Annotated in this window: 21 protein-coding genes; 16 read left to right on the plus strand and 5 right to left on the minus strand. The window is 70.0% G+C overall.

Annotated elements, in window-relative coordinates:
* Positions 1 to 70: 70 nt before the first annotated feature.
* The 9 genes from BMY61_RS03820 (at position 71) to BMY61_RS03865 (ending at position 10,980) form a co-directional block, all read left to right on the plus strand.
* Positions 71 to 1,885: a thiamine pyrophosphate-requiring protein gene (locus tag BMY61_RS03820; RefSeq protein WP_042448390.1), complete on the plus strand. Its 1,815-nt coding sequence runs from the start codon at positions 71 to 73 to the stop codon at positions 1,883 to 1,885.
* Between the two features lie 26 nt (positions 1,886 to 1,911).
* Complete coding sequence (locus tag BMY61_RS03825) at positions 1,912 to 2,340, plus strand: hypothetical protein (protein ID WP_236656039.1); 429 nt, start codon at positions 1,912 to 1,914, stop codon at positions 2,338 to 2,340.
* Positions 2,337 to 4,781 carry a GMC family oxidoreductase gene (locus tag BMY61_RS03835; RefSeq protein WP_082015058.1) on the plus strand — a complete coding sequence of 815 codons (2,445 nt, stop codon included), beginning with the start codon at positions 2,337 to 2,339 and terminating at the stop codon, positions 4,779 to 4,781. The genes BMY61_RS03825 and BMY61_RS03835 overlap by 4 nt, the downstream gene beginning before the upstream one ends.
* A 47-nt stretch (positions 4,782 to 4,828) precedes the next feature.
* Entirely contained in the window at positions 4,829 to 6,601 is a 1,773-nt protein-coding gene (locus BMY61_RS03840) for a glycoside hydrolase family 15 protein (protein ID WP_042448396.1), read from the plus strand.
* A gap of 28 nt (positions 6,602 to 6,629) precedes the next feature.
* The gene (locus BMY61_RS03845) at positions 6,630 to 7,649 is read left to right on the plus strand and encodes an SDR family oxidoreductase (RefSeq protein ID WP_042448398.1); all 1,020 of its coding nucleotides are present in this window, start codon (positions 6,630 to 6,632) and stop codon (positions 7,647 to 7,649) included.
* Between the two features lie 68 nt (positions 7,650 to 7,717).
* A complete protein-coding gene (locus BMY61_RS03850; protein WP_042448400.1) occupies positions 7,718 to 9,352 on the plus strand; it encodes a phytoene desaturase family protein in 1,635 nt (544 codons plus the stop codon).
* A gap of 43 nt (positions 9,353 to 9,395) precedes the next feature.
* Positions 9,396 to 9,830 carry an SRPBCC family protein gene (locus BMY61_RS03855; RefSeq protein WP_052438743.1) on the plus strand — a complete coding sequence of 145 codons (435 nt, stop codon included), beginning with the start codon at positions 9,396 to 9,398 and terminating at the stop codon, positions 9,828 to 9,830.
* A gap of 58 nt (positions 9,831 to 9,888) precedes the next feature.
* Positions 9,889 to 10,239, plus strand: a complete 351-nt coding sequence (locus BMY61_RS03860; protein ID WP_075003745.1) for a methyltransferase — start codon at positions 9,889 to 9,891, stop codon at positions 10,237 to 10,239.
* Between the two features lie 261 nt (positions 10,240 to 10,500).
* Positions 10,501 to 10,980 (plus strand): ATP-binding protein, encoded by a 480-nt coding sequence (locus tag BMY61_RS03865; RefSeq protein WP_042448402.1) that lies wholly within the window; start codon positions 10,501 to 10,503, stop codon positions 10,978 to 10,980.
* Between the two features lie 83 nt (positions 10,981 to 11,063).
* On the opposite strand, the gene BMY61_RS03870 is transcribed toward BMY61_RS03865, so the two are convergent.
* The 5 genes from BMY61_RS03870 to BMY61_RS45885 form a co-directional block, all read right to left on the minus strand.
* Complete coding sequence (locus BMY61_RS03870) at positions 11,064 to 11,960, minus strand: SigB/SigF/SigG family RNA polymerase sigma factor (RefSeq protein ID WP_042448788.1); 897 nt, start codon at positions 11,958 to 11,960, stop codon at positions 11,064 to 11,066.
* A gap of 141 nt (positions 11,961 to 12,101) precedes the next feature.
* Positions 12,102 to 12,275: a hypothetical protein gene (locus BMY61_RS03875; protein WP_042448405.1), complete on the minus strand. Its 174-nt coding sequence runs from the start codon at positions 12,273 to 12,275 to the stop codon at positions 12,102 to 12,104.
* 270 nt (positions 12,276 to 12,545) lie between these two features.
* Positions 12,546 to 12,893, minus strand: a complete 348-nt coding sequence (locus BMY61_RS03880) for a hypothetical protein (protein ID WP_042448408.1) — start codon at positions 12,891 to 12,893, stop codon at positions 12,546 to 12,548.
* 42 nt (positions 12,894 to 12,935) lie between these two features.
* Positions 12,936 to 13,109, minus strand: coding sequence for a CsbD family protein (locus BMY61_RS03885; RefSeq protein ID WP_075003746.1), 174 nt, complete (start codon positions 13,107 to 13,109; stop codon positions 12,936 to 12,938).
* Between the two features lie 78 nt (positions 13,110 to 13,187).
* A complete protein-coding gene (locus BMY61_RS45885; RefSeq protein WP_042448410.1) occupies positions 13,188 to 13,697 on the minus strand; it encodes a hypothetical protein in 510 nt (169 codons plus the stop codon).
* A 149-nt stretch (positions 13,698 to 13,846) separates the two neighbouring features.
* On the opposite strand from BMY61_RS45885, the gene BMY61_RS03895 reads away from it, so the two are divergent.
* The 7 genes from BMY61_RS03895 to BMY61_RS03925 all read left to right on the plus strand — a co-directional run bounded on the left by BMY61_RS03895 (position 13,847) and on the right by BMY61_RS03925 (position 18,242).
* Positions 13,847 to 14,551: a TetR/AcrR family transcriptional regulator gene (locus BMY61_RS03895; RefSeq protein ID WP_042448413.1), complete on the plus strand. Its 705-nt coding sequence runs from the start codon at positions 13,847 to 13,849 to the stop codon at positions 14,549 to 14,551.
* Positions 14,552 to 14,795: 244 nt separating this feature from the next.
* The gene (locus BMY61_RS03900) at positions 14,796 to 15,161 is read left to right on the plus strand and encodes an STAS domain-containing protein (protein WP_082015060.1); all 366 of its coding nucleotides are present in this window, start codon (positions 14,796 to 14,798) and stop codon (positions 15,159 to 15,161) included.
* A gap of 94 nt (positions 15,162 to 15,255) precedes the next feature.
* Positions 15,256 to 16,161 carry an MIP/aquaporin family protein gene (locus tag BMY61_RS03905; RefSeq protein WP_201777571.1) on the plus strand — a complete coding sequence of 302 codons (906 nt, stop codon included), beginning with the start codon at positions 15,256 to 15,258 and terminating at the stop codon, positions 16,159 to 16,161.
* Between the two features lie 40 nt (positions 16,162 to 16,201).
* A complete protein-coding gene (locus tag BMY61_RS03910) occupies positions 16,202 to 16,501 on the plus strand; it encodes a hypothetical protein (RefSeq protein WP_143094153.1) in 300 nt (99 codons plus the stop codon).
* A 76-nt stretch (positions 16,502 to 16,577) separates the two neighbouring features.
* Positions 16,578 to 16,790, plus strand: a complete 213-nt coding sequence (locus BMY61_RS03915) for a hypothetical protein (protein WP_143094154.1) — start codon at positions 16,578 to 16,580, stop codon at positions 16,788 to 16,790.
* Between the two features lie 4 nt (positions 16,791 to 16,794).
* Positions 16,795 to 17,496, plus strand: a complete 702-nt coding sequence (locus BMY61_RS03920; RefSeq protein WP_042448797.1) for an ANTAR domain-containing protein — start codon at positions 16,795 to 16,797, stop codon at positions 17,494 to 17,496.
* A gap of 5 nt (positions 17,497 to 17,501) precedes the next feature.
* Positions 17,502 to 18,242 (plus strand): GAF domain-containing protein, encoded by a 741-nt coding sequence (locus BMY61_RS03925; RefSeq protein ID WP_042448423.1) that lies wholly within the window; start codon positions 17,502 to 17,504, stop codon positions 18,240 to 18,242.
* The last annotated feature ends 91 nt before the right edge of the window (positions 18,243 to 18,333 follow it).

Below are 18,333 nucleotides of genomic sequence, written 5' to 3' on the forward strand. Positions count from 1 at the left end.
GGGGGTTTCATCCGAACGCGAACGGCTAGTCGCGCTGAAGGGACTGTTGTCTACCGCGAGGGAGATCAGCGTGTCCACGAAGGTATCCGACCACGTCCTGCACAGGCTGCAGGAGTGGGGTGTCGAGCACGTCTTCGGCTATGCGGGTGACGGGATCAACGGCCTGCTCGCGGCCTGGGGCCGCGCTGAGAACAACCCGCAGTTCGTGCAGGCCCGGCACGAGGAGATGGCGGCGTTCGAAGCCGTCGGCTACGCGAAGTTCTCCGGCCGCGTCGGAGTGTGCGCGGCGACCTCGGGTCCAGGCGCGATCCACCTGCTCAACGGCCTCTACGACGCCAAGCTCGACCACGTCCCGGTCGTCGCGATCGTGGGCCAGACCAACCGCAGCGCCATGGGCGGGTCCTACCAGCAGGAAGTCGACCTGCTGAGCCTGTTCAAGGACGTCGCCTCGGAATACTGCGAGATGGTGACCGTGCCCGAGCAGCTGCCCAACGTCCTGGACCGGGCGATGCGCACCGCCTACGCCAGGCGCACCGTCACAGCGGTCATCATTCCCGCCGACGTCCAGGACCTGCCGTACGAGGCCCCGACCCACGCCTTCAAGATGGTGCCCTCCAGCCTGGGGCTGACCCACTCCGCGCCGATCCCGGACGACGCCGAGATCCGCCGGGCCGCGGAGGTCCTCAATGCCGGCGAGAGGGTCGCGATCCTGCTCGGTCAGGGTGCACGCCATGCCCGGTCGCAGGTCGAGCAGCTCGCGGAGCTGCTCGGGGCTGGGGTGGCGAAGGCACTGCTGGGCAAGGACGTCCTGCCGGACACCCTGCCGTACGTCACCGGCTCCATCGGGCTACTGGGCACCCGCGCGTCTTATGAACTGATGCGCGACTGCGACACCCTGCTCACGATCGGCTCCAGCTTCCCCTACACCCAGTTCCTGCCCGAGTTCGACCAGGCCCGCGCGGTACAAATCGACATCGACCCGTTCATGGTCGGCCTGCGCTATCCGTTCGAGGTCAACCTGGTCGGCGACGCGGCGAAGACACTCGACGCGCTGCTCCCGCTGGTGGAGCTCAAGCCCGACCGCAGCTGGCAGCAGACCGTGGTCAAGAACGCCACCCGTTGGTGGGAGGTGATGGAGCGGCGCGCCGCACTGGCGGCCGACCCGGTCAACCCCGAACACGTCGTACACGCCCTGGACGCGCTGCTGCCGGACGATGTGATGCTCAGCGCCGACTCGGGCAGCTCCGCCAACTGGTACGCGCGCCACCTGCGCATGCGCGGGCAGATGCGCGGCTCGCTGTCGGGCAACCTCGCCACCATGGGTCCTGGCGTGCCGTACGCGATCGGCGCGAAGTTCGCTCATTCCGACCGCCCCGCCATCGCGATCGTCGGCGACGGCGCGATGCAGATGAACGGCCTGGCCGAGCTGATCACGGCCGCCAAGTACTACCGCCAGTGGGAGGACCCGCGCCTGATCGTGGCGGTGCTGAACAACCGCGACCTCAACCAGGTCACGTGGGAGCTGCGCGCCATGGAAGGCGCACCGCAGTTCCTGCCCTCCCAAGAGCTTCCCGACATCCCCTACGCCCGGATCGCCGAGAACCTCGGCTTGATCAGCATCAGCGTCGAGAAGCCCGACCAGGTGGACGACGCCTGGAAGCAGGCCCTGCACGCCGACCGTCCGTGCCTCGTCGAGTTCCGCACCGACCCGGCCGTGCCGCCGATCCCGCCGCACGCCGACTGGGCGCAGATGAAGGCCACCGCGTCCGCCGTGCTGCATGGCGACAGCGACCGCACCGGCATGATCCGGCAAGGAGTGAAGGCCAAGATCCAGGAGTTCCTGCCGGGAAGCGGCAAGTCCGTCGACGACGGGGGCGAGAAGTGATGCGGCACGAAGGCACGCCACTCGGCGTGACGGCTCGCGCGCTCGACAACGTCCGTACCGGGCGCTTCCAGCGAACGCTCGCGCTGACCACCGCGGTGGGGTCGGTGGTCACCGCTGTCGAGATCTACTTCGAGCACGACCGGGCCGGCTTCGGCAACAGAATGATGTGGTGGCCAGTGGTCCTCGGCCCGATCGGCGCGGTCGCCGGCGTGGCCGGGGCCTGCAACCGCCGGCTGGCTCGCACACTCCTGCCCCTCGCGTCCGTCGCGATCACCGCCAACGGCGTCCAAGGCACCTACCTGCACCTGCGCGGCATCGCCCAGAAGCCCGGCGGCTGGCGCATGGCCCGCTACAACATCGAGATGGGGCCGCCGATGCTCGCCCCCGCGCTGATGAGCATGGTCGGCGGCATGGGCCTGGTCGCCGCCGTTCTGCGCCGCGAAGGAAGCACGTGACTGGGGCGAAGAACCCACGCGGGTTCTCGGACGAGCACAAGGCGCCAGTGCCACGACGCTTCCCCGGCTATGACGTCCTGGGCCAGTCCGAGCACTGGGACCGGGCCATCCAGGGTGTGGTCCTGAGCCGGATCGGGCCGCAACCGGCGCTGCGGTTCTTCACCCCAGCCGAGCAGGCCACGGCGGAAGCCCTGTTCGACCTACTGCTCGACCAGGACGACGACCTCCCCAAGGTACCGGTGCTGGAGATGGTGGACGCCCGACTGGCCGAACTCCAGACCGACGGCTGGCGCTACCAGGACATGCCGCCCGACGACCAGGCCTGGCAGCGGTCGCTTGCCGCCCTCGACCTGGACGCCGCCCACCACGAGGGCGTCGAGAGCTTCGCGGCGCTCCCGAAGGAGCGTCAGGCCGTCCGGGTGCAGGCCGTGCAGGACCTCGACGCCAAGCCCTGGTACGGCCTCCCGGCGGTGCACGTATGGAGCCTTTGGACCCGCTACGCCTGCACGGCCTACTACGCGCACCCGCAGGCGTGGAACGAGATCGGCTTCGGCGGCCCCGCTTACCCCCGCGGCTACCTCCGCCTCGGCGTCGACGCCCGCGAACCCTGGGAGACTCCCGACCAGCACCCCGAACAGGACCCGGTCGCCCCCGCACGAAACCAAACCGAGACCGCCCGACCGCCACGCCTGGAGGAGACCGGCACGGGCGACCCAGGCCACCACTCGGTGCTCCGCGCCGCCCGCGACACCATGCTTCTGACGGGCCGCTCACAGCGCCGGGTCAGGGAGCGCAACGGATCCGCCTGGCTGCTGCCCAACGACGGGACCCGCTTCGACCGGCAACTCATCCGCGACATGCGCCGCTTCGACGACGCAGACGAGGTGGACCTGGTCATCGTCGGCTGCGGCGCGGGCGGCAGCGTCCTGGCACAGCGGATGGCCCGGCACGGCTGGAGCGTGGTCGTGCTCGAGGCAGGCCCGTTCTGGGACCCGGACACCGACTGGGTCAGCGACGAAGCCGGATCCCACCACCTGTACTGGACCGAGCCGCGCGTCATTTCCGGAGCCGACCCGGTCCCCATGGGCTCCAACAACTCCGGGCGGGGAGTCGGCGGCTCCATGGTCCACTACGCCGGCTACACCCCCCGTTTCCACCCCTCCGACTTCCGCACCCACACCTTGGACGGCGTGGGCGCCGACTGGCCTTTGACGTACACAGACCTCAAACCCTCCTACGAGCTCCTCGAACAGGAACTCCCCGTCGCCGGTCAGTACTGGCCCTGGGGTGACCCCCACCCCTACCCGTACGCCCCGCATCCCGTCGGCGGCAACGGCGAGATCTTCCTGCGCGGCGCCGCGGCACTCGGCATCCAGGCCCGCGTCGGCCCCGTCGCCATCACAAACGGCCGCTTCGGCAACCGCCCGCACTGCGTATACCGGGGCTTCTGCCTCCAAGGCTGCAAGGTCAACGCGAAAGCCTCACCGCTGATCACCCACATACCGGACGCGCTGGCCCACGGCGCAGAGATCCGCGCCGACGCCATGGCCACCAGCGTCGAGACCGACGCCGAGGGACGTCTCGCGACCGGCGTCCGGTACGTGCGCGGAGGACACGAACACCTCCAGCGGGCCCGCAACGTCGCGGTGGCCGGCTATTCCATCGAGACACCCCGCCTCTTGCTCAACTCGCACAACTCCCGCTTCCCCGAGGGCCTGTGCAACGACCACGACCTTGTCGGCCGCTACCTGATGGTGCAGGGCGCCCCGCAGACCGCCGGACGCTTCACCGCCGAGATCCGCGCCTACAAGGCTCCCCCACCGGAGGTCTCCACCGAGGCCTTCTACGAGACGGACCCGGCCCAGCCCTATCGACGCGGCTTCTCCCTCCAGACCGTCTCACCGCTGCCCATCACCTGGGCCGAACACGTCGCCGCGCAACGCCACTGGGGCGCGGACCTGCGCCACTACATGGACGACTACATCCACTGGGCCACCCTCGGCGCGCTGTGCGAACTACTGCCCCAGCCCGACAACCGCGTCACCCTGGCCGACGAACACGACCGCTACGGCCTGCCCGTCGCCGACTTCTCGTACACCCAGTGCGACAACGACCGGCAGCTGATCAAGGCCGCCACCGGCGTCATGGAGAACCTCCTCCACGCCGCGGGCGCCACCGAGGTGATGACCATCGACCGCTACGCCCACCTGGTGGGCGGCTGCCGCATGGCCGACAGTCCGCAGCACGGCATCGTCAACGCCGACCTGCGGACGTTCGCGATCCCCAACCTGCTTATCACCGACGGCAGCGTCATGCCGACCCAAGGCAGCGCCAATCCGGCGCTGACCATCATGGCGCTGGTCGACCGCGCCGCCACGCGACTCGCCACCGGCAGCCGCGGCGGTCTGCGCGCACCGTTCCGGCAGGAGGTGACGCGGTAGCACCTTCCATGCAGTGCCCACAGGCGAACGAGCGAAGAGACAGCCCGATGACGAACCCGCGACCAGCCGCCGGCACGGAGCAGTTCCCTCTCCATGTGCTGCGGGAGTACGCACTGTGCGCGGACGGCGAGCGCGGCATCCTCGTCGGCCCGCGCGGCGACATCGTCTGGATGTGCGCGCCACGATGGGACTCCCCGGCCGTGTTCTCCGCGCTCATCGGCGGTGGCGGTGTCTTCGCCGTCACCCCCGCCGACACACCGTTCGTGTGGGGCGGGTTCTACGAGGACGGCACGCTGATCTGGCACAGCCGCTGGGTCACGACCCGCCAGATCATCGAGTGCCGCGAAGCCCTCGCCCTCCCCGCCGACCCGCACACCGCCCGGATCCTCCGCCGGATCCAGGCCGTCGACGGCGACACCGAGGTGCAGGTGGTCCTCGACCCGCAGGCGGACTTCGGACGCCACCCGGTGAGCGACCTGCGGCGCGAGGGCGACGCCTGGACGGCCCGCTGCGGGCACCTCCATCTGCGCTGGACCGGCCTGCCCGACGCCATCGAACGGCCGGAAGGCGGTGTCCGGGCCCGGGTCGCCGTCTCCGCCGGCCGACACCGCGACCTGGTCCTGGAAATCGGCGACCAGCCTCTCCGCCGAAAGCCGCTTGACGCCGAATCCCAGTGGCGGGAGACGGCAGACGCCTGGCGGGAGGCGGTACCCGCGATCACCGGAACGGTCGCCGACCGCGACGCCCGGCACGCCTACACCGTGCTGCAGGGACTCACCAGCCGCAGCGGCGGCATGGTCGCGGGAGCCACCATGAGCCTGCCCGAGCGGGCCGAGGCCGGACGCAACTACGACTACCGCTACGCCTGGATCCGCGACCAGAGCTACTGCGGCCAGGCCGTGGCAGCCCTCGGACCCCATCCGCTGCTGGACGACGCACTCCGCTTCGTCACCACACGTGTCCTGGCCGACGGACCGGATCTCAAGCCCGCCTACACCGTTGCGGGCGGGCCGGTCCCCGACGAACAGCCCCTCGATCTGAAGGGGTACCCCGGCGGCACGGACAAGGTCGGCAACTGGGTAACCCACCAGTTCCAACTCGATGCCCTCGGGGAGACGCTCACGCTCTTCGCCGCCGCCGCCCGCCACGACCTGCTCAATCGCGACCACTGGCGAGCCGTCGAAACCGCCGTGGCGGCGATCCGCGAACGCGGACACGAACCCGACGCCGGCATCTGGGAACTGGACAACCGGCGCTGGGCCCACTCCCGCCTCACCTGCGTCGCAGGGCTCCACGCCATCGCCGCCCACGCCCCGGCCGCACAGCGCACCCAGTGGAGGCAACTGGCCCAGCACATCCTGGCCGACACCGCGCGCGACTGCCTGCACCCCACCGGCCGATGGCAGCGCGCCCCGGACGACCAACGAGTCGACTCGGCCCTGTTGATCCCCGCCATCCGCGGCGCCGTCCCCGCTCACGACCCACGCACCCGGGCCACCCTGGTCGCCGTCATGACGGAGCTCAGCGAGGAAGGCTACGTCTACCGCTTCCGGCAGAACGCGCAGCCCCTGGAGGAGACCGAAGGCGCGTTCCTGCTCTGCGGCTTCGTGGCGGCCCTCGCTCTGCACCAGCAGGGCCGCACGCTCGAGGCCAACCGCTGCTTCGAACGCAACCGGGCCGCCTGCGGAACCCCCGGCCTGTTCGCTGAGGAGTACGACGTCACCCAACGCCAGCTGCGCGGCAACCTGCCCCAGGCCTTCGTCCACGCCCTGCTGCTGGAGTCCGCGCACCGCCTCGCCACACCCTGGCCCGAACCCTGACCACCCGTTCCCAGCCCTGGAGGCCCTCGTGAACACCCCGCCAACCGGACAAGTCGTCGTCATCACCGGCGCCAGCGGCGGCATCGGACGCGCCACCGCCCAGGCTTTCGCCGCCCGCGGGGCGAAGGTGGCGCTGCTCGCCCGCGGCACGTCTGGGCTGGACGGCGCCGCCGCCGACGTCAAACGGCTCGGCGGCCAGGCCCTGCCCATCCCCACGGACGTCGCGGACCCCGACCAGGTCGAGGCCGCCGCCGCGCGGGCGGAGGAGGTACTCGGTCCGATCGAGGTGTGGGTGAACTGCGCCTTCACCTCGGTGTTCGCCCAGTTCACCGACATCTCACCGGCCGAGTACAGGCGCGTCACCGAGGTCTCCTACCTGGGCTACGTCTACGGCACCATGGCCGCCCTGAAGCGCATGAAGCCCCGCGACTACGGCACGATCGTGCACGTCGGCTCCGCCCTGGCCTACCGCGGCATCCCCCTGCAGACCGCGTACTGCGGCTCCAAACACGCCATCCAGGGCTTCCATGAAGCGCTGCGCTGCGAACTCCTGCACGACGGAAGCCGTGTGCGCACCACGATGGTGCAGATGCCGGCGGTGAACACGCCCCAGTTCGACTGGGTCCTGTCCCGACTGCCGAAACCTGCCCAGCCGGTCCCGCCGATCTACCAGCCCGAGGTCGCCGCCCGCGCGGTGGTCCACGCGGCCGACCACCCCCACCGCCGCGAGTACTGGGTCGGCGGCAGCACGACAGCCACGCTCATCGCCAACGCCGTCGTTCCGGCGCTGCTCGACCGCTACCTGGCCAGAACCGGCTTCTCCTCGCAACAGGACAACCGCCCCCAGGACAAGCACCACGCCACCAACCTGTGGGAGCCGGCCGACGGAGCCAACGGCCACGACTACACCGCCCACGGCAGCTTCGACGCCCGCGCCACGCACCGCAGCCCCCAGCTGTGGGCTTCCCAGCACCACGCCGCGATCGCCCTCGCTGTCACATCCGGTCTCTTCGCCGCTGCGATCACGCGGCGGCGCAACCGCCCATAGCCAGCCGCCGAGTGCCTCCCGAAGCGCCGGACGGCGTGCTTCGCGGGGTTGAGGTGCAAGGGAGCGACATGCCCGACGCGATCGTCATCGGTGCAGGACCCAACGGGCTGGTGGCAGCGAACCTACTCGCCGACGCGGGCTGGGAGGTCGAGGTCCTGGAGGCCCAGCCACTGCCCGGCGGAGCGGTCCGCAGCGACAACGGTCTGGACCCCGCCTTCGTCCACGACCTGTTCAGCTCCTTCTACCCCCTGGCCAAGGCCTCGCCCGCCATCGCTACCCTCGACCTGGAGCGGCACGGACTGGCCTGGAGCCATGCCCCGACCGTCCTCGCCCATCCGCTCCCCGACGGCCGCTGCGCCACCCTCCATCGGGGTCCCACCGCGACCCGCGACCAGCTCGAGGACAGCTTCGGCGCCGCCGACGCGGCCGCATGGGAGCGACTCACCGCCTTGTGGAGTGACCTGGATCCCCACCTGCTGCGTAGCCTGTTCACACCCTTCCCGCCGCTCAAACCGGCTGCGGCGATGGCGGCCAGGCTCCGGACCACCGAGCTCCTCCCGACAGCACGCTTCATGACGCTCCCCGTCCGCCGCCTGGCTCAGGAGGAGTTCACCGAGCCCGGTGCCGGTCTGCTGCTGGCCGGCTGCGCCCTGCACACCGACCTCGCGCCCGAGGCCGCAGGCAGCGGCGCCTTCGGCTGGCTGATGGCCATGCTCGGCCAGCACGTTGGCTGGCCGGTCCCCGTCGGCGGCTCCTCCAACCTCACCCACGCCCTGGTACGAAGGCTGGAATCGATCGGCGGCCGAGTGCACTGCAACCAGCGCGTCGAGGAGGTGATCGTGCGGGGCGGTAGAGCCCTGGGAGTGCGCACCGCCGACGGCCAGTGCTACCGCGCCGTCAGGGCCGTGCTGGCCGACGTGGCGGCCACCACGTTGTACGGGCAGCTCGTGGACTGGGAGCACCTCCCGCCAGAACTGCGCCGGGATCTGCGACGGTTCCAGTGGGACTTCTCCACCTTCAAGGTCGACTGGGCGTTGTCCGGCCCGATCCCCTGGACTGCGCCATCGGCCGCGCGAGCCGGTACCGTCCACCTCGGTGCCGACATGGACGAGCTCAGCGACTACGCCCACCAGGTGGCCACCGGCCGCCTCCCCCGTCACCCGTTCGCGCTGCTGGGGCAGATGACGACAGCGGACAGCAGCCGGTCCCCCGACGGCACCGAGTCAGCCTGGGTCTACACCCACGTCCCGCAGCGGATCGCAGGCGATCTGGGCGACGACGCCATCACCGGGCGGTGGAACTCGCGCGAAAGCGAGGCGATGGCCGACCGCCTGGAGCAGCAGGTCGAGCGGTTCGCCCCCGGCTTCCGGCAACTGATCACCACCAGGCGGATCCTGGCCCCGCCCACGCTGCAGGACTTGGACGAGAACCTGGTCGGCGGCGCCCTGAACGGCGGCACCAGCGCCATCCACCAGCAACTCGTCTTCCGGCCTTCCCCAGGCACGGGCAGACCCGAGACACCCATCGAGCGGCTTTACCTTGCCTCCGCCTCGGCCCACCCCGGCGGCGGCGTGCACGGCGCCTGCGGAGCCAACGCGGCGCGCGCCGCGCTGCGCTCGCATCGCGTCATGGCGGGACGGATCCTCTCACCCGGACTGAGCGCGGCCCAGCGGCTGCTGAGCGGCCATCCACCACGCACGTGACAGGAGCGACCAAGCAGGGCACCCCCGGAAAGGACGAGCGAACATGGCGCAGCGCCAGCGACTGATCGAATACCCACCCAGCCAGGTCTGGGACACCCTGGCGGACGGCGAGAGCTACGCCCAGTGGGTCGTGGGCACCAAGGAGATCCTTCACGCCGACAGCCGCTGGCCGGCGGTCGGCGCACAACTGCGGTTCCGTGCGGGACTGGGACCGTGGACCTTCGAGGACACCTGCGAGGTGAGAATCTGCGAAAGCGCTCGGCGGCTGGAACTCGAAGCCAGTGCCAAGCCCTTCGGCACCGTCCGGATCGCCTTCACACTCATCCCTTGGGCCAGGAACACGCTGGTCATCCTCGACGAACACCCGCTGCGCGGCCTCGGGGCTCGCCTGCAAGGGCCACCCACCGAGTTCGCCCTCCATCTGCGCAACCGGCAGCTCCTCGACAACCTGGCCCGCACCGCCGCACGGGCACGCTAGAACACCTCACCCGCCCGGCGTAGTACATCAGCTGGGCACTTTTGGGCACCCGCGTACCATGCTCCTCATCACACCGCCCGGTGTGTACCGGGCCCAAGGTGAGACCGAGCTCCTGATCAAGGCCTTCGACGTCGACGGGCTCAGCCGGAACGCTCGCGTACTGGACGTGAGCACCGGCAGCGGCGCGGGAGCTGCGAGCGCCGCCCAGCACGGCGCAAGCGTGACAGCGGTCGACGTGTCTTGGACCGCACTCGCCACGGCTCGGGTCAACGCCGCCCTGCACGGCCCGGGATCCAGGTCCGCCGCCACGGCGACCTCTTCCAGCCTGTGCACGGCCATGCTTGGGACGCCGGGCCGGACGGCCGGATCCTCGTGGACCGCATCTGTGCCAGCGCGTCGCGGATACTGAGTCCCAATGGGGTCCTGCTGCTCCTTGCAACCGCGCGGATACCCCCGTTCCACACGCCACACCCGTCAGTTGTGCCGCTCCTGTGACCGCTGTCAGCCCGATGTCCTTGGCGACTCGCGTGCCTGAATCAGATCCCGAGTCGCTGCTTGGTCTGGCGCGACCCGGGCATGAGCCAAGGGGGGCAGGTGACCTGCGGCCTCAAGCCAAGGCGGTCTATGCCCAAGGTCGCAGGATCGTCGGATCACAGTGAGGAGCAGAGCCATGCACTTCGGCCGTCACAGCTCCGCGGGCGACCGGGGAGTCCCGACGTACGGGCGAGCGCGACGGCTGGAACTGAGCGGACTCGACGCTGCTGCGGCCGCCAGCCGGGCGTTCACGCGCGGAACGATCACTGCGTGGGGGCTGGACCACCCTCGGGACGGGTCGGACGACGTCGACCTGATGGCGGACGCCTTGGTGTCGGTGTCCGAGCTGGTGACCAATGCCGGCCGACACGGAGGTGGGGCCCGGCTGCTCGAGCTCGTGTGGACCCCGCCCGACCTGCTGCGTATCGAAGTCTTCGACACCGCCCCACAGTTCCCCGCACTCCGCCGCACCCAACCTCTGGAGAGCGTGGGCGGGTACGGACTGCAGGTAGTCGGGCTGCTCTGTGACCGTTGGGGAGTCACCTCCCGCCGTGATGTGGTCGGCAAGTCGGTCTGGGCCGAACTGGAGCACGCAGGACCTCGTCGCCTCCCGTGAGTCGGAGACGCGGTTCGGCCCGGGCATCATGTGGCGCAAGGGGGGCCACTGGACTCAGCGTGCCAGCCGGGCGTTCGGCCGCGTCACCGTTCGACGAGGAGGGCGGCACGGAGCCGGCTGAGGACCCGGGCCAGGATGCGCGAGACCTGCATCTGGGAGATGCCCAGTTGGGCGCCTATCTGAGCCTGTGTGAGCTCCCCGGTGAATCGCAACGCGAGAATGGCGCGCTCCCGGTCGGAAAGTGCGGCGATGGCGGGCCTGAGGGACTCCCGGATCTCGACGCCCTCCAGCCCGCGGTCGGTGTAGCCGAGGCGGCGGCTGAGAGGTCCGTCGTATTCCCCGGAGTCGGCGGCAGGCTCCAGTGTTCCGGCCGTATAGGCGTTCGTTGCGATCCGCCCGGCGGCGATCTCGGCTTCGGTGGCGTCGAGTCGGTCGGTCAGTTCGGCGTCGCTGGGTTCGTGTCCGAGTTGCTGCTGGAGATCGTCCTGGGCGCGGGCCATTCGAAGTCGCATCTCCTGCAGGCGCCGCGGCACGCGCACGGCCCAACTGGAGTCGCGGAAGAAGCGTTTGAGTTCTCCGTCGATGGTCGGCAACGCGAAAGTCGCGAACTCCGCACCCCGGTCGGGGTCGAAGCGGTTGACGGCCTTGATCAGACCGACGATGCCGACCTGGATGAGATCATCGGTGGGTTCGGTGCGGTGCCGATAATGGGACACGCAGGCCCGCACGAGGGCCACGTTGAGCTCGATCAAGGTGTTGCGAACGTACGAGTAGTCGTCCCCGCCCTCGTCCAGGGACCGCAGCCGCTGGAACAGCACCCGGGAGAGCTCACGCGACTCGTCGACGGTCAGGCAGTTCGGTGCCGGCAGACGGGGAATTTGCGCCGGTTCCGGGAGCCCAAGGGGCGGGGCGGGGGACGTTTCGGGGGGCCTTGCGGAAGTGGTTCGCGGGGTCCCCGCAGTCAGACGTGTGGGGGGCATCAGGTCCTCCGGGATTTGGCGCACCACCAGTTGGTGAGCCGCCCCCCTTCCGAGCGCGTGCGCAGCGGCGCAAGGACTGTCGGCTTGCGAGTCCGCCTCGAGGTCGCCGCTGGGGCGGCCTCAGGGACGGGCTCGTATGTGTTACCAGCGGTACCAGCGACCACGGCCGCCCGCGCCGGCGCGGTCGCCGCGGAAGACGAATCCGAGCAGCCACACGGCCAGAACGACCAGCGCGATCCACCACAGCGCGTGCAGGGCGAACCCTGCTCCGCCCAGGACCAGCGCCAGGAGCAGGACAACGATCAAGAGAACCATGAGGGACACTTCCTTACTTCGTTCGGCACGTGATCTCACGCGCCCCTTCCGCCAACCGCGGGACTGGGCACGGGTCCCGCTGGGCCGCTGCGACCGGCCCCGGGGGTGTCGTGTTGGCCCTTCTGGGCCTTCTTGGCGGTTTCCTCACCCCGGCCTCCGTGGCTGGGCGCGGGGCTTCAGCGGGCCTCGGGCGCCCTACGGAACCTGAGTCCCGTAGGGCGGGCAGCCCCCTCTCCGTCAGCGGCGGAGGTCGGGCTGCGCCGTGGTGGTTCAGCGGGCGTGGGACCCGTAGTAGCCGCCCAGCGTGCTGCGGTACGTGGGGTCGTCCCGGTGGAGCTCGGGGTTGTACTCAGGCGCGTTCTTGATCTCGTCCTTGGTCCGGTTGACGTGGATGGTCTCCTCGCCCGCGTCGACGACGGTGATGGTGCCTGCGGGCAGCATCACGTGCTTGCCGATCAGCCACGGCTTGCAGTTGACGACGACGAACGCGGAGCCGACCTCGTCGGTGGCGTCGTCGACCTTGCCCACATGACCGTCTCTGGCCTCGACCTTGTAGCCGGTCAGGTCCATGCCGGAGGAGTACCGCGAGGCGGGGCCGTAACCCCAGATGTCGTTCATGCGCTGTCCTTGCTTCGAGGGTCCGAGTCCGGGCCCCGGTGGTCAGTGTTTGAAGGCGTCCTTGATCTTGGCGCCAGCCTGCTTGGTGTCGCCCTTGACCTGGTCGGTGCGGCCTTCTGCCTCCAGAGCGCGGTCGCCCGTGGCGCGGCCGACGGCCTTCTTGGCGCCCCCCTTGACCGTTTCGGCCTTGTGGGCGACCTTCTTGGCGATGCTCATGGCGTTGCCCTTCGTTTCTCGGTGGTTGCGTTCGGTACGTCCGGCAACCGGACGTGGGAGCCTGGCGAGTCGCGGCCGCTAGCTGCGGCTGGGACGGTGTCCCATCAGGTGCCGGCGAGAGTCGTGTTCGCCATCCCCCTCGGCTTCGCCGGTGCGTGTACCCGGAGATTCGGCGCGGACACGTCGAATCGTGCGAAGGAGTCCGTCCCGCTGCTCCGCGGCCGCATCGCGCTCTTGCCCAGCGGTCTCGGCCTGGGACTGGGCGACGTCGCGCTGGTCGATCAGGGCGTCGCGGTCCTTGTCTGCGGCGGCCACCTCACGACGTGAGTGACGCAGTTCGCGACGGGCCGCGAGGCCACGCCTGGAGGTACGGCGGGCACCGGCCAGGAGCAGGCCCAGGCCCAGCATGCCGGCGGCGCCGACGATGATTCCGAACAGGAAGAGCGTTCCGGTAGAACCGGTCATGTGGTGGCCGAACACGGAGAACGCGCCGTTGACGGCGTGCGCGCTGCCGGTGTTGCTGAAGAATCCCGCCACAGCCAGGACGGCTGCGGCGGCGAGGATGACGAGTCCGAGGATAATGATCATGACGCGTTCCTCCCAAAAGGGATATACGCCGTAGACCTACAGTTAACTCCTCGACTAGACTGATGTCTACACCGTAGGTCTACGCATCGCTTTGGATGACCTGGCAGCTTGGGACCGAGGGGCCAACCCTCACGAGAGGTGGTGATGGCATGAACGCCAGCTCGGCGGACTCCGCCCCCCAGGACAGCGAGCCCCACCCGGACGGCAAGCTCACACGAGCGCGCATGCTGGCCTGCGCCCTGGAAATGGTCGACCGCGAAGGCATCGACAAGCTGTCCATGCGGGGCTTGGCCCGCGCTTTGGGGCGCGACCCGATGAGCCTCTACCGCCACGCCACGAACAAGGCCGACCTACTCGACGGAGTCGCCGAGACAGTGCTGACGGAACTCACCGTGGACTCGACCGACACCGACTGGATTGCCCAACTACGGGCGGTAGCACGCCAGTTCCGACGGATCGCACTGACCCACCCGCACGTCGTCCCCCTGCTCGTCACCCGCCCGCTGGCCACCCCGCTCGCGCTGCGCCCCCGCGGCACCCTGCGCCCGCTCGAGGACATTCTCGCCCTGCTCACCCAGGCAGGATTCAGCGGCGCCGACGCCCTGCACATCTACCGCGCGCTCTTCGGATTCCTGCACGGACACATCCTGAACGAACTCCAGGAAATCGTCGAAAAGCCGGAGGAAACCGACGACCTGCTGCGCCTGGGCCTGCACCGCCTACCAATCCACGAATTCCCGCACCTACGCGGCCTCGCCTCCGTCCTGGCCGCCTACGACGGAGCCGCCGAACTCGAACGCGGCCTCGACATCCTCCTGGCCGGGCTCCAGAGCGTCACCACCCCCGCCATCTAGCACCGGGTTGGCCACAGCGAGGCTCACTTTCGGAGCTCGGCATTCAGCGCATTCCGGGTGTAGCAACCGGCCTCGGCACGTCGTACAGTTCGCAGCAGAACATCTGTCTGATTCGGTCGGCATGAACGGTTGAAGCCGCTACGACGCAGCTCCCTCGCGCCCGGCCCCAGGCCGCTCCGGCGGCCTCGCACCTACTGCCCCAGACCTCGGCGGTTTCACAGCCCGGACTGCCGAGGAGATCTGGATGTCCGCAAAAAGCATCGTGACTCGACGCCACGGCCCTCCCCAACCTGGAGCGGAGCCGGCGACGTTCGCAGTCGAGCGGAACGATCTCGGCATCAACGCGGAGATCACCCTGATCGGGGACATCGACCTGGAGTCCGCCCCGCTGGTTCGCCAGGCCCTGACGCGGTGCCTGCTCGACGGCGCGCGCACCATCGACGTCGATCTCACCTCCGTCGACTTCTGCGACTGCACCGGCCTGAGCGCATTCCTGCACGCCCACCATTGCGCGGCAGCAGTCGGAGCCACTGTGCGACTGCACCATCCGACACGGGCAGTCGCCCGGCTGTTCGCCCTGACCCGTACAGAGAGCGTCTTGCTCCCCTGAATCGCCCCCCTGGAGGCAAGGCACGGTCATCCGAAGTCGCCTGCCACCTCGTCGACCTGCCAACGACAACCGACTGAACCAGGACCTGGACACCGTGAGCGGCCACGACAAGCCGAGCGACGAGCAACCGTCGGACCGGGGCGACGAGCACGAGCGCCTCGACGCGGTCGTGCGGGAGCGGCATGGAGGACAGCTCGCAGCGGCGCTGGCACGTGAACCGGTGTGGGCCCTCGACTTCACCGACCTCGCCTACGAGAGCCGACGGCTGTTCAGTGAGCTGTTCGGGACCTTTCTGCTCGTCCTGGCAGGTGCAGGAGCGCCCGTCTTGGACGCGGTCACGCACGGCCAGATCGGGCGGGGTGCGGAGGTAACCGCACCCGGCCTGACCGTGCTCGTGGTGATCTTGTTCATGGGCGCGGTCTCCGGGGCTCATCTGAACCCGGTGGTGAGCATCGCATTCGCGTTGCGTGGTGACTTCGCCTGGCGCCGCGTGCCCGGTTATGTCGCCGCCCAGTGCGCGGGGGCGCTGCTGGCCTGCGTCGTGCTTCGGGCGACCTTCGGCGACGTCGCCCACCTGGGCGCGACACTGCCGGGGCCTGGCTTCACCACCGGCCAGGCCTTCGTCGTCGAAGCAGTCCTGACCCTTGGGCTGGTGAGCACCATCCTGGGCACCGCCTCCAGCGCACAGAACCTGGGACCGCTGTCAGCGGTCGGCGTCGGCGCGTACATCGTGCTCGGCGGCCTGTGGGCCGGCCCCGTGAGCGGGGCGTCCATGAACCCGGCCCGCTCCCTGGGGCCCGCACTGGTCAGCGGAGACCTGCACAGTCTGTGGATCTACCTCACCGCGCCACTGCTCGGTGCTCTCGTCGCGGTCGCCGCGGCCCTCGTCCTGCGCGGACCTGGCGGCGGCCCAAGCGGTTCCCGGGCCGCCCAAGGGACCCTCCGGCCGCCCGCCACCCAACGGTTGCGGAGTCGGGATCCGGGTAGCAGCGGCGGGTAAGGAGGTCCTGATGTACTGCTGCGAACTTCGGATCACAGAAGTGGCGGGGCATGACGCCCGCGTCATCGCCGCGAGCGAACCCGAGGACCTGCCCATCAGCGCGAAGGAACTGGCCCGTCAGCACCTCTTGGCCGAGCTCCAGGGCCGGCAGTTCAGCGGCGGAGCCATGCCCCATCGCGTCGAGGTGCGAGTCTGGGAGGACCGTGCGGAGGGCGATCCCGGCGCCGTGGAGCTCTGGGCCCTGGGCGACAGCCTGCTCCGGCCGTCCGAGCCCCCGACAACCACTGCCGGCTCCGGCAACGCGGTCGGCCAGGCTCCACCTTCGGTAGGAGTTGGTTGAGGGAGTCGCGATGGAGCGCATCAGCCGGACACAGACCCTCCTCCCCTCGGCGTGGCCGCCGTCGCAGGAGGGACCCATGCTGCGTGCGCGCCCGCGCGCCCAAAAGACCGATACGGTGGCCGAGGCGCTCAGCAAGAGCTTGACCGTCCGCCTGCTCGGCATCGCTGGGACCCATCCGGACACGGGGGCACGCGCTATCACCGTCGACACGACAGCCCTGACGTTCTCGGGCCGCCGGGACCTGCGACGCCCCAGGGTCGTCCGGAACAGGACAACCGGTGATCAGTGACGGCATGGCCGAGGTTCTGCGACTGCTCCAGGGCGACGACGGGTTCGACGCCGCAGCGGCAGTCGCCGCGCTGGCCGCGGGGACCCTGGGCGTGAGCGGGCTGACGGTCTCGCTGGCGACCGGGGGTGACCGGGCGGAGCTGATGTGGTGCACCGACGAGGCCGCCGGAAGCTTCGAGGACCTGCAGTTCACCCTCGGAGAGGGCCCCGGTCCCGAAGCCATGCGCAGCGGTGCGATGGTGCTGGTACCCGATCTGGCTTTGGTGCGGCCCGAACGCTGGCCGGCTCTGAGCGTGGAGGCCGCCGGCCTGGCGGCCCGCGCGGTGTTCAGCTTCCCGATGGGGATCGGGGCAATCCGCGTCGGCGTGCTGACCCTGGTCCGCCGGACCGCGGGGTCGCTGACCGATGGGCAGGTCGCCGACGCGCAGGTGCTGGCGCACGCGCTGACCGGGCGTGCCCTGGGAAGCACAGTCCCTGGCCCGGACGGTGGCGCCCTGCTGCACGCCGTAGTGCACCAGGCGACCGGCATGGTCAGTGTCCAGCTCGACGTATCCCTGCCCCAGGCGCTGCTGCGGCTGCGCGCACACGCCTACAGCAGCGGCCGACCCCTCACCGACGTCTCCCGGGACGTGGTCGCGCGGCGGCTGCGCCTGGACCTCAACGGCAACGGCAACGGAAACCCGTCGCCCGTCTCAGACAAGGACTGAACGCCATGGCCCGCGAGCAGCAACTCACCCAGGTCTTCGTGGAGGTCGCCGACTCCCTGATCGACGACTTCGACCTGATCGACTTCCTCCACCGGCTCTCCGAACGCTGCGTGGAACTGCTGGACGTCGCGGCCTGCGGGGTGCTGCTGGCCGACGAGCACGACGTGCTCCAGGTGCTGGCCGCCTCGGACGAGAACACCCGGCTGCTGGAGCTCTTCGCCCTGCAGCACGACCAGGGCCCCTGCGTCGACTGCTACCGCAGTGGCCGGCCCCGCACCAACATCGACCTCACGGATCCGAACATCTCGCAGGCATGGCCGCAGTTCACCCCGGCCGCCCTGCAGTCCGGCTTCCTGTCCACCAACGCGATCCCAATGCGGCTGCGCGGGCGCGTCATCGGCACTCTCGGCCTGTTCCAGACCAGGGGCAACACCCTGAGCGAGGCCGACACCGCCCTGGCCCAGGCACTGGCGGACGTGGCCACCATCGCCATCCTGCAGCAGCGCACCCTGGCCCACAGTGAGACCGAGCGCGGACAACTCCAGTACGCGCTCACCAGCCGCATCGTCCTGGAACAGGTCAAGGGCATCCTGGCCGAGCGCTGGCAGGTCACCACGGACGAGGCATTCGCGGCATTCCGCGCCTACGCCCGCGCCCACCACCACCAGCTCTCTCACCTCGCCCGAATGATCGCCGACGGCGAGTTCGACACCGACCAGATCCCTCGCACGGCCCCGCACCGCTGAGAGTGGCCGAGCCCAGGTGACGGTTCCGAGCGGGTCGACTCGGGCAGCGCGCGCCTCCGGCCCAGCCGGGCTTGGGCGGGCTGTCACCCGC

This window comes from Streptacidiphilus jiangxiensis (assembly GCF_900109465.1).
Classification (GTDB): Bacteria; Actinomycetota; Actinomycetes; order Streptomycetales; family Streptomycetaceae; genus Streptacidiphilus; species Streptacidiphilus jiangxiensis.

Coding starts and splice junctions, on each gene's coding strand:
- BMY61_RS03875 (WP_042448405.1), bottom strand. CDS start 12,275: ATGGTTCTCTTGATCGTTGTCCTGCTCCTGGCGCTGGTCCTGGGCGGA.
- BMY61_RS03855 (WP_052438743.1), top strand. CDS start 9,396: ATGGCGCAGCGCCAGCGACTGATCGAATACCCACCCAGCCAGGTCTGG.
- BMY61_RS03850 (WP_042448400.1), top strand. CDS start 7,718: ATGCCCGACGCGATCGTCATCGGTGCAGGACCCAACGGGCTGGTGGCA.
- BMY61_RS03870 (WP_042448788.1), bottom strand. CDS start 11,960: ATGCCCCCCACACGTCTGACTGCGGGGACCCCGCGAACCACTTCCGCA.
- BMY61_RS03920 (WP_042448797.1), top strand. CDS start 16,795: ATGGCCGAGGTTCTGCGACTGCTCCAGGGCGACGACGGGTTCGACGCC.
- BMY61_RS03900 (WP_082015060.1), top strand. CDS start 14,796: ATGTCCGCAAAAAGCATCGTGACTCGACGCCACGGCCCTCCCCAACCT.
- BMY61_RS03860 (WP_075003745.1), top strand. CDS start 9,889: ATGCTCCTCATCACACCGCCCGGTGTGTACCGGGCCCAAGGTGAGACC.
- BMY61_RS03865 (WP_042448402.1), top strand. CDS start 10,501: ATGCACTTCGGCCGTCACAGCTCCGCGGGCGACCGGGGAGTCCCGACG.
- BMY61_RS45885 (WP_042448410.1), bottom strand. CDS start 13,697: ATGATCATTATCCTCGGACTCGTCATCCTCGCCGCCGCAGCCGTCCTG.
- BMY61_RS03925 (WP_042448423.1), top strand. CDS start 17,502: ATGGCCCGCGAGCAGCAACTCACCCAGGTCTTCGTGGAGGTCGCCGAC.
- BMY61_RS03915 (WP_143094154.1), top strand. CDS start 16,578: ATGCTGCGTGCGCGCCCGCGCGCCCAAAAGACCGATACGGTGGCCGAG.
- BMY61_RS03880 (WP_042448408.1), bottom strand. CDS start 12,893: ATGAACGACATCTGGGGTTACGGCCCCGCCTCGCGGTACTCCTCCGGC.
- BMY61_RS03840 (WP_042448396.1), top strand. CDS start 4,829: ATGACGAACCCGCGACCAGCCGCCGGCACGGAGCAGTTCCCTCTCCAT.
- BMY61_RS03895 (WP_042448413.1), top strand. CDS start 13,847: ATGAACGCCAGCTCGGCGGACTCCGCCCCCCAGGACAGCGAGCCCCAC.
- BMY61_RS03885 (WP_075003746.1), bottom strand. CDS start 13,109: ATGAGCATCGCCAAGAAGGTCGCCCACAAGGCCGAAACGGTCAAGGGG.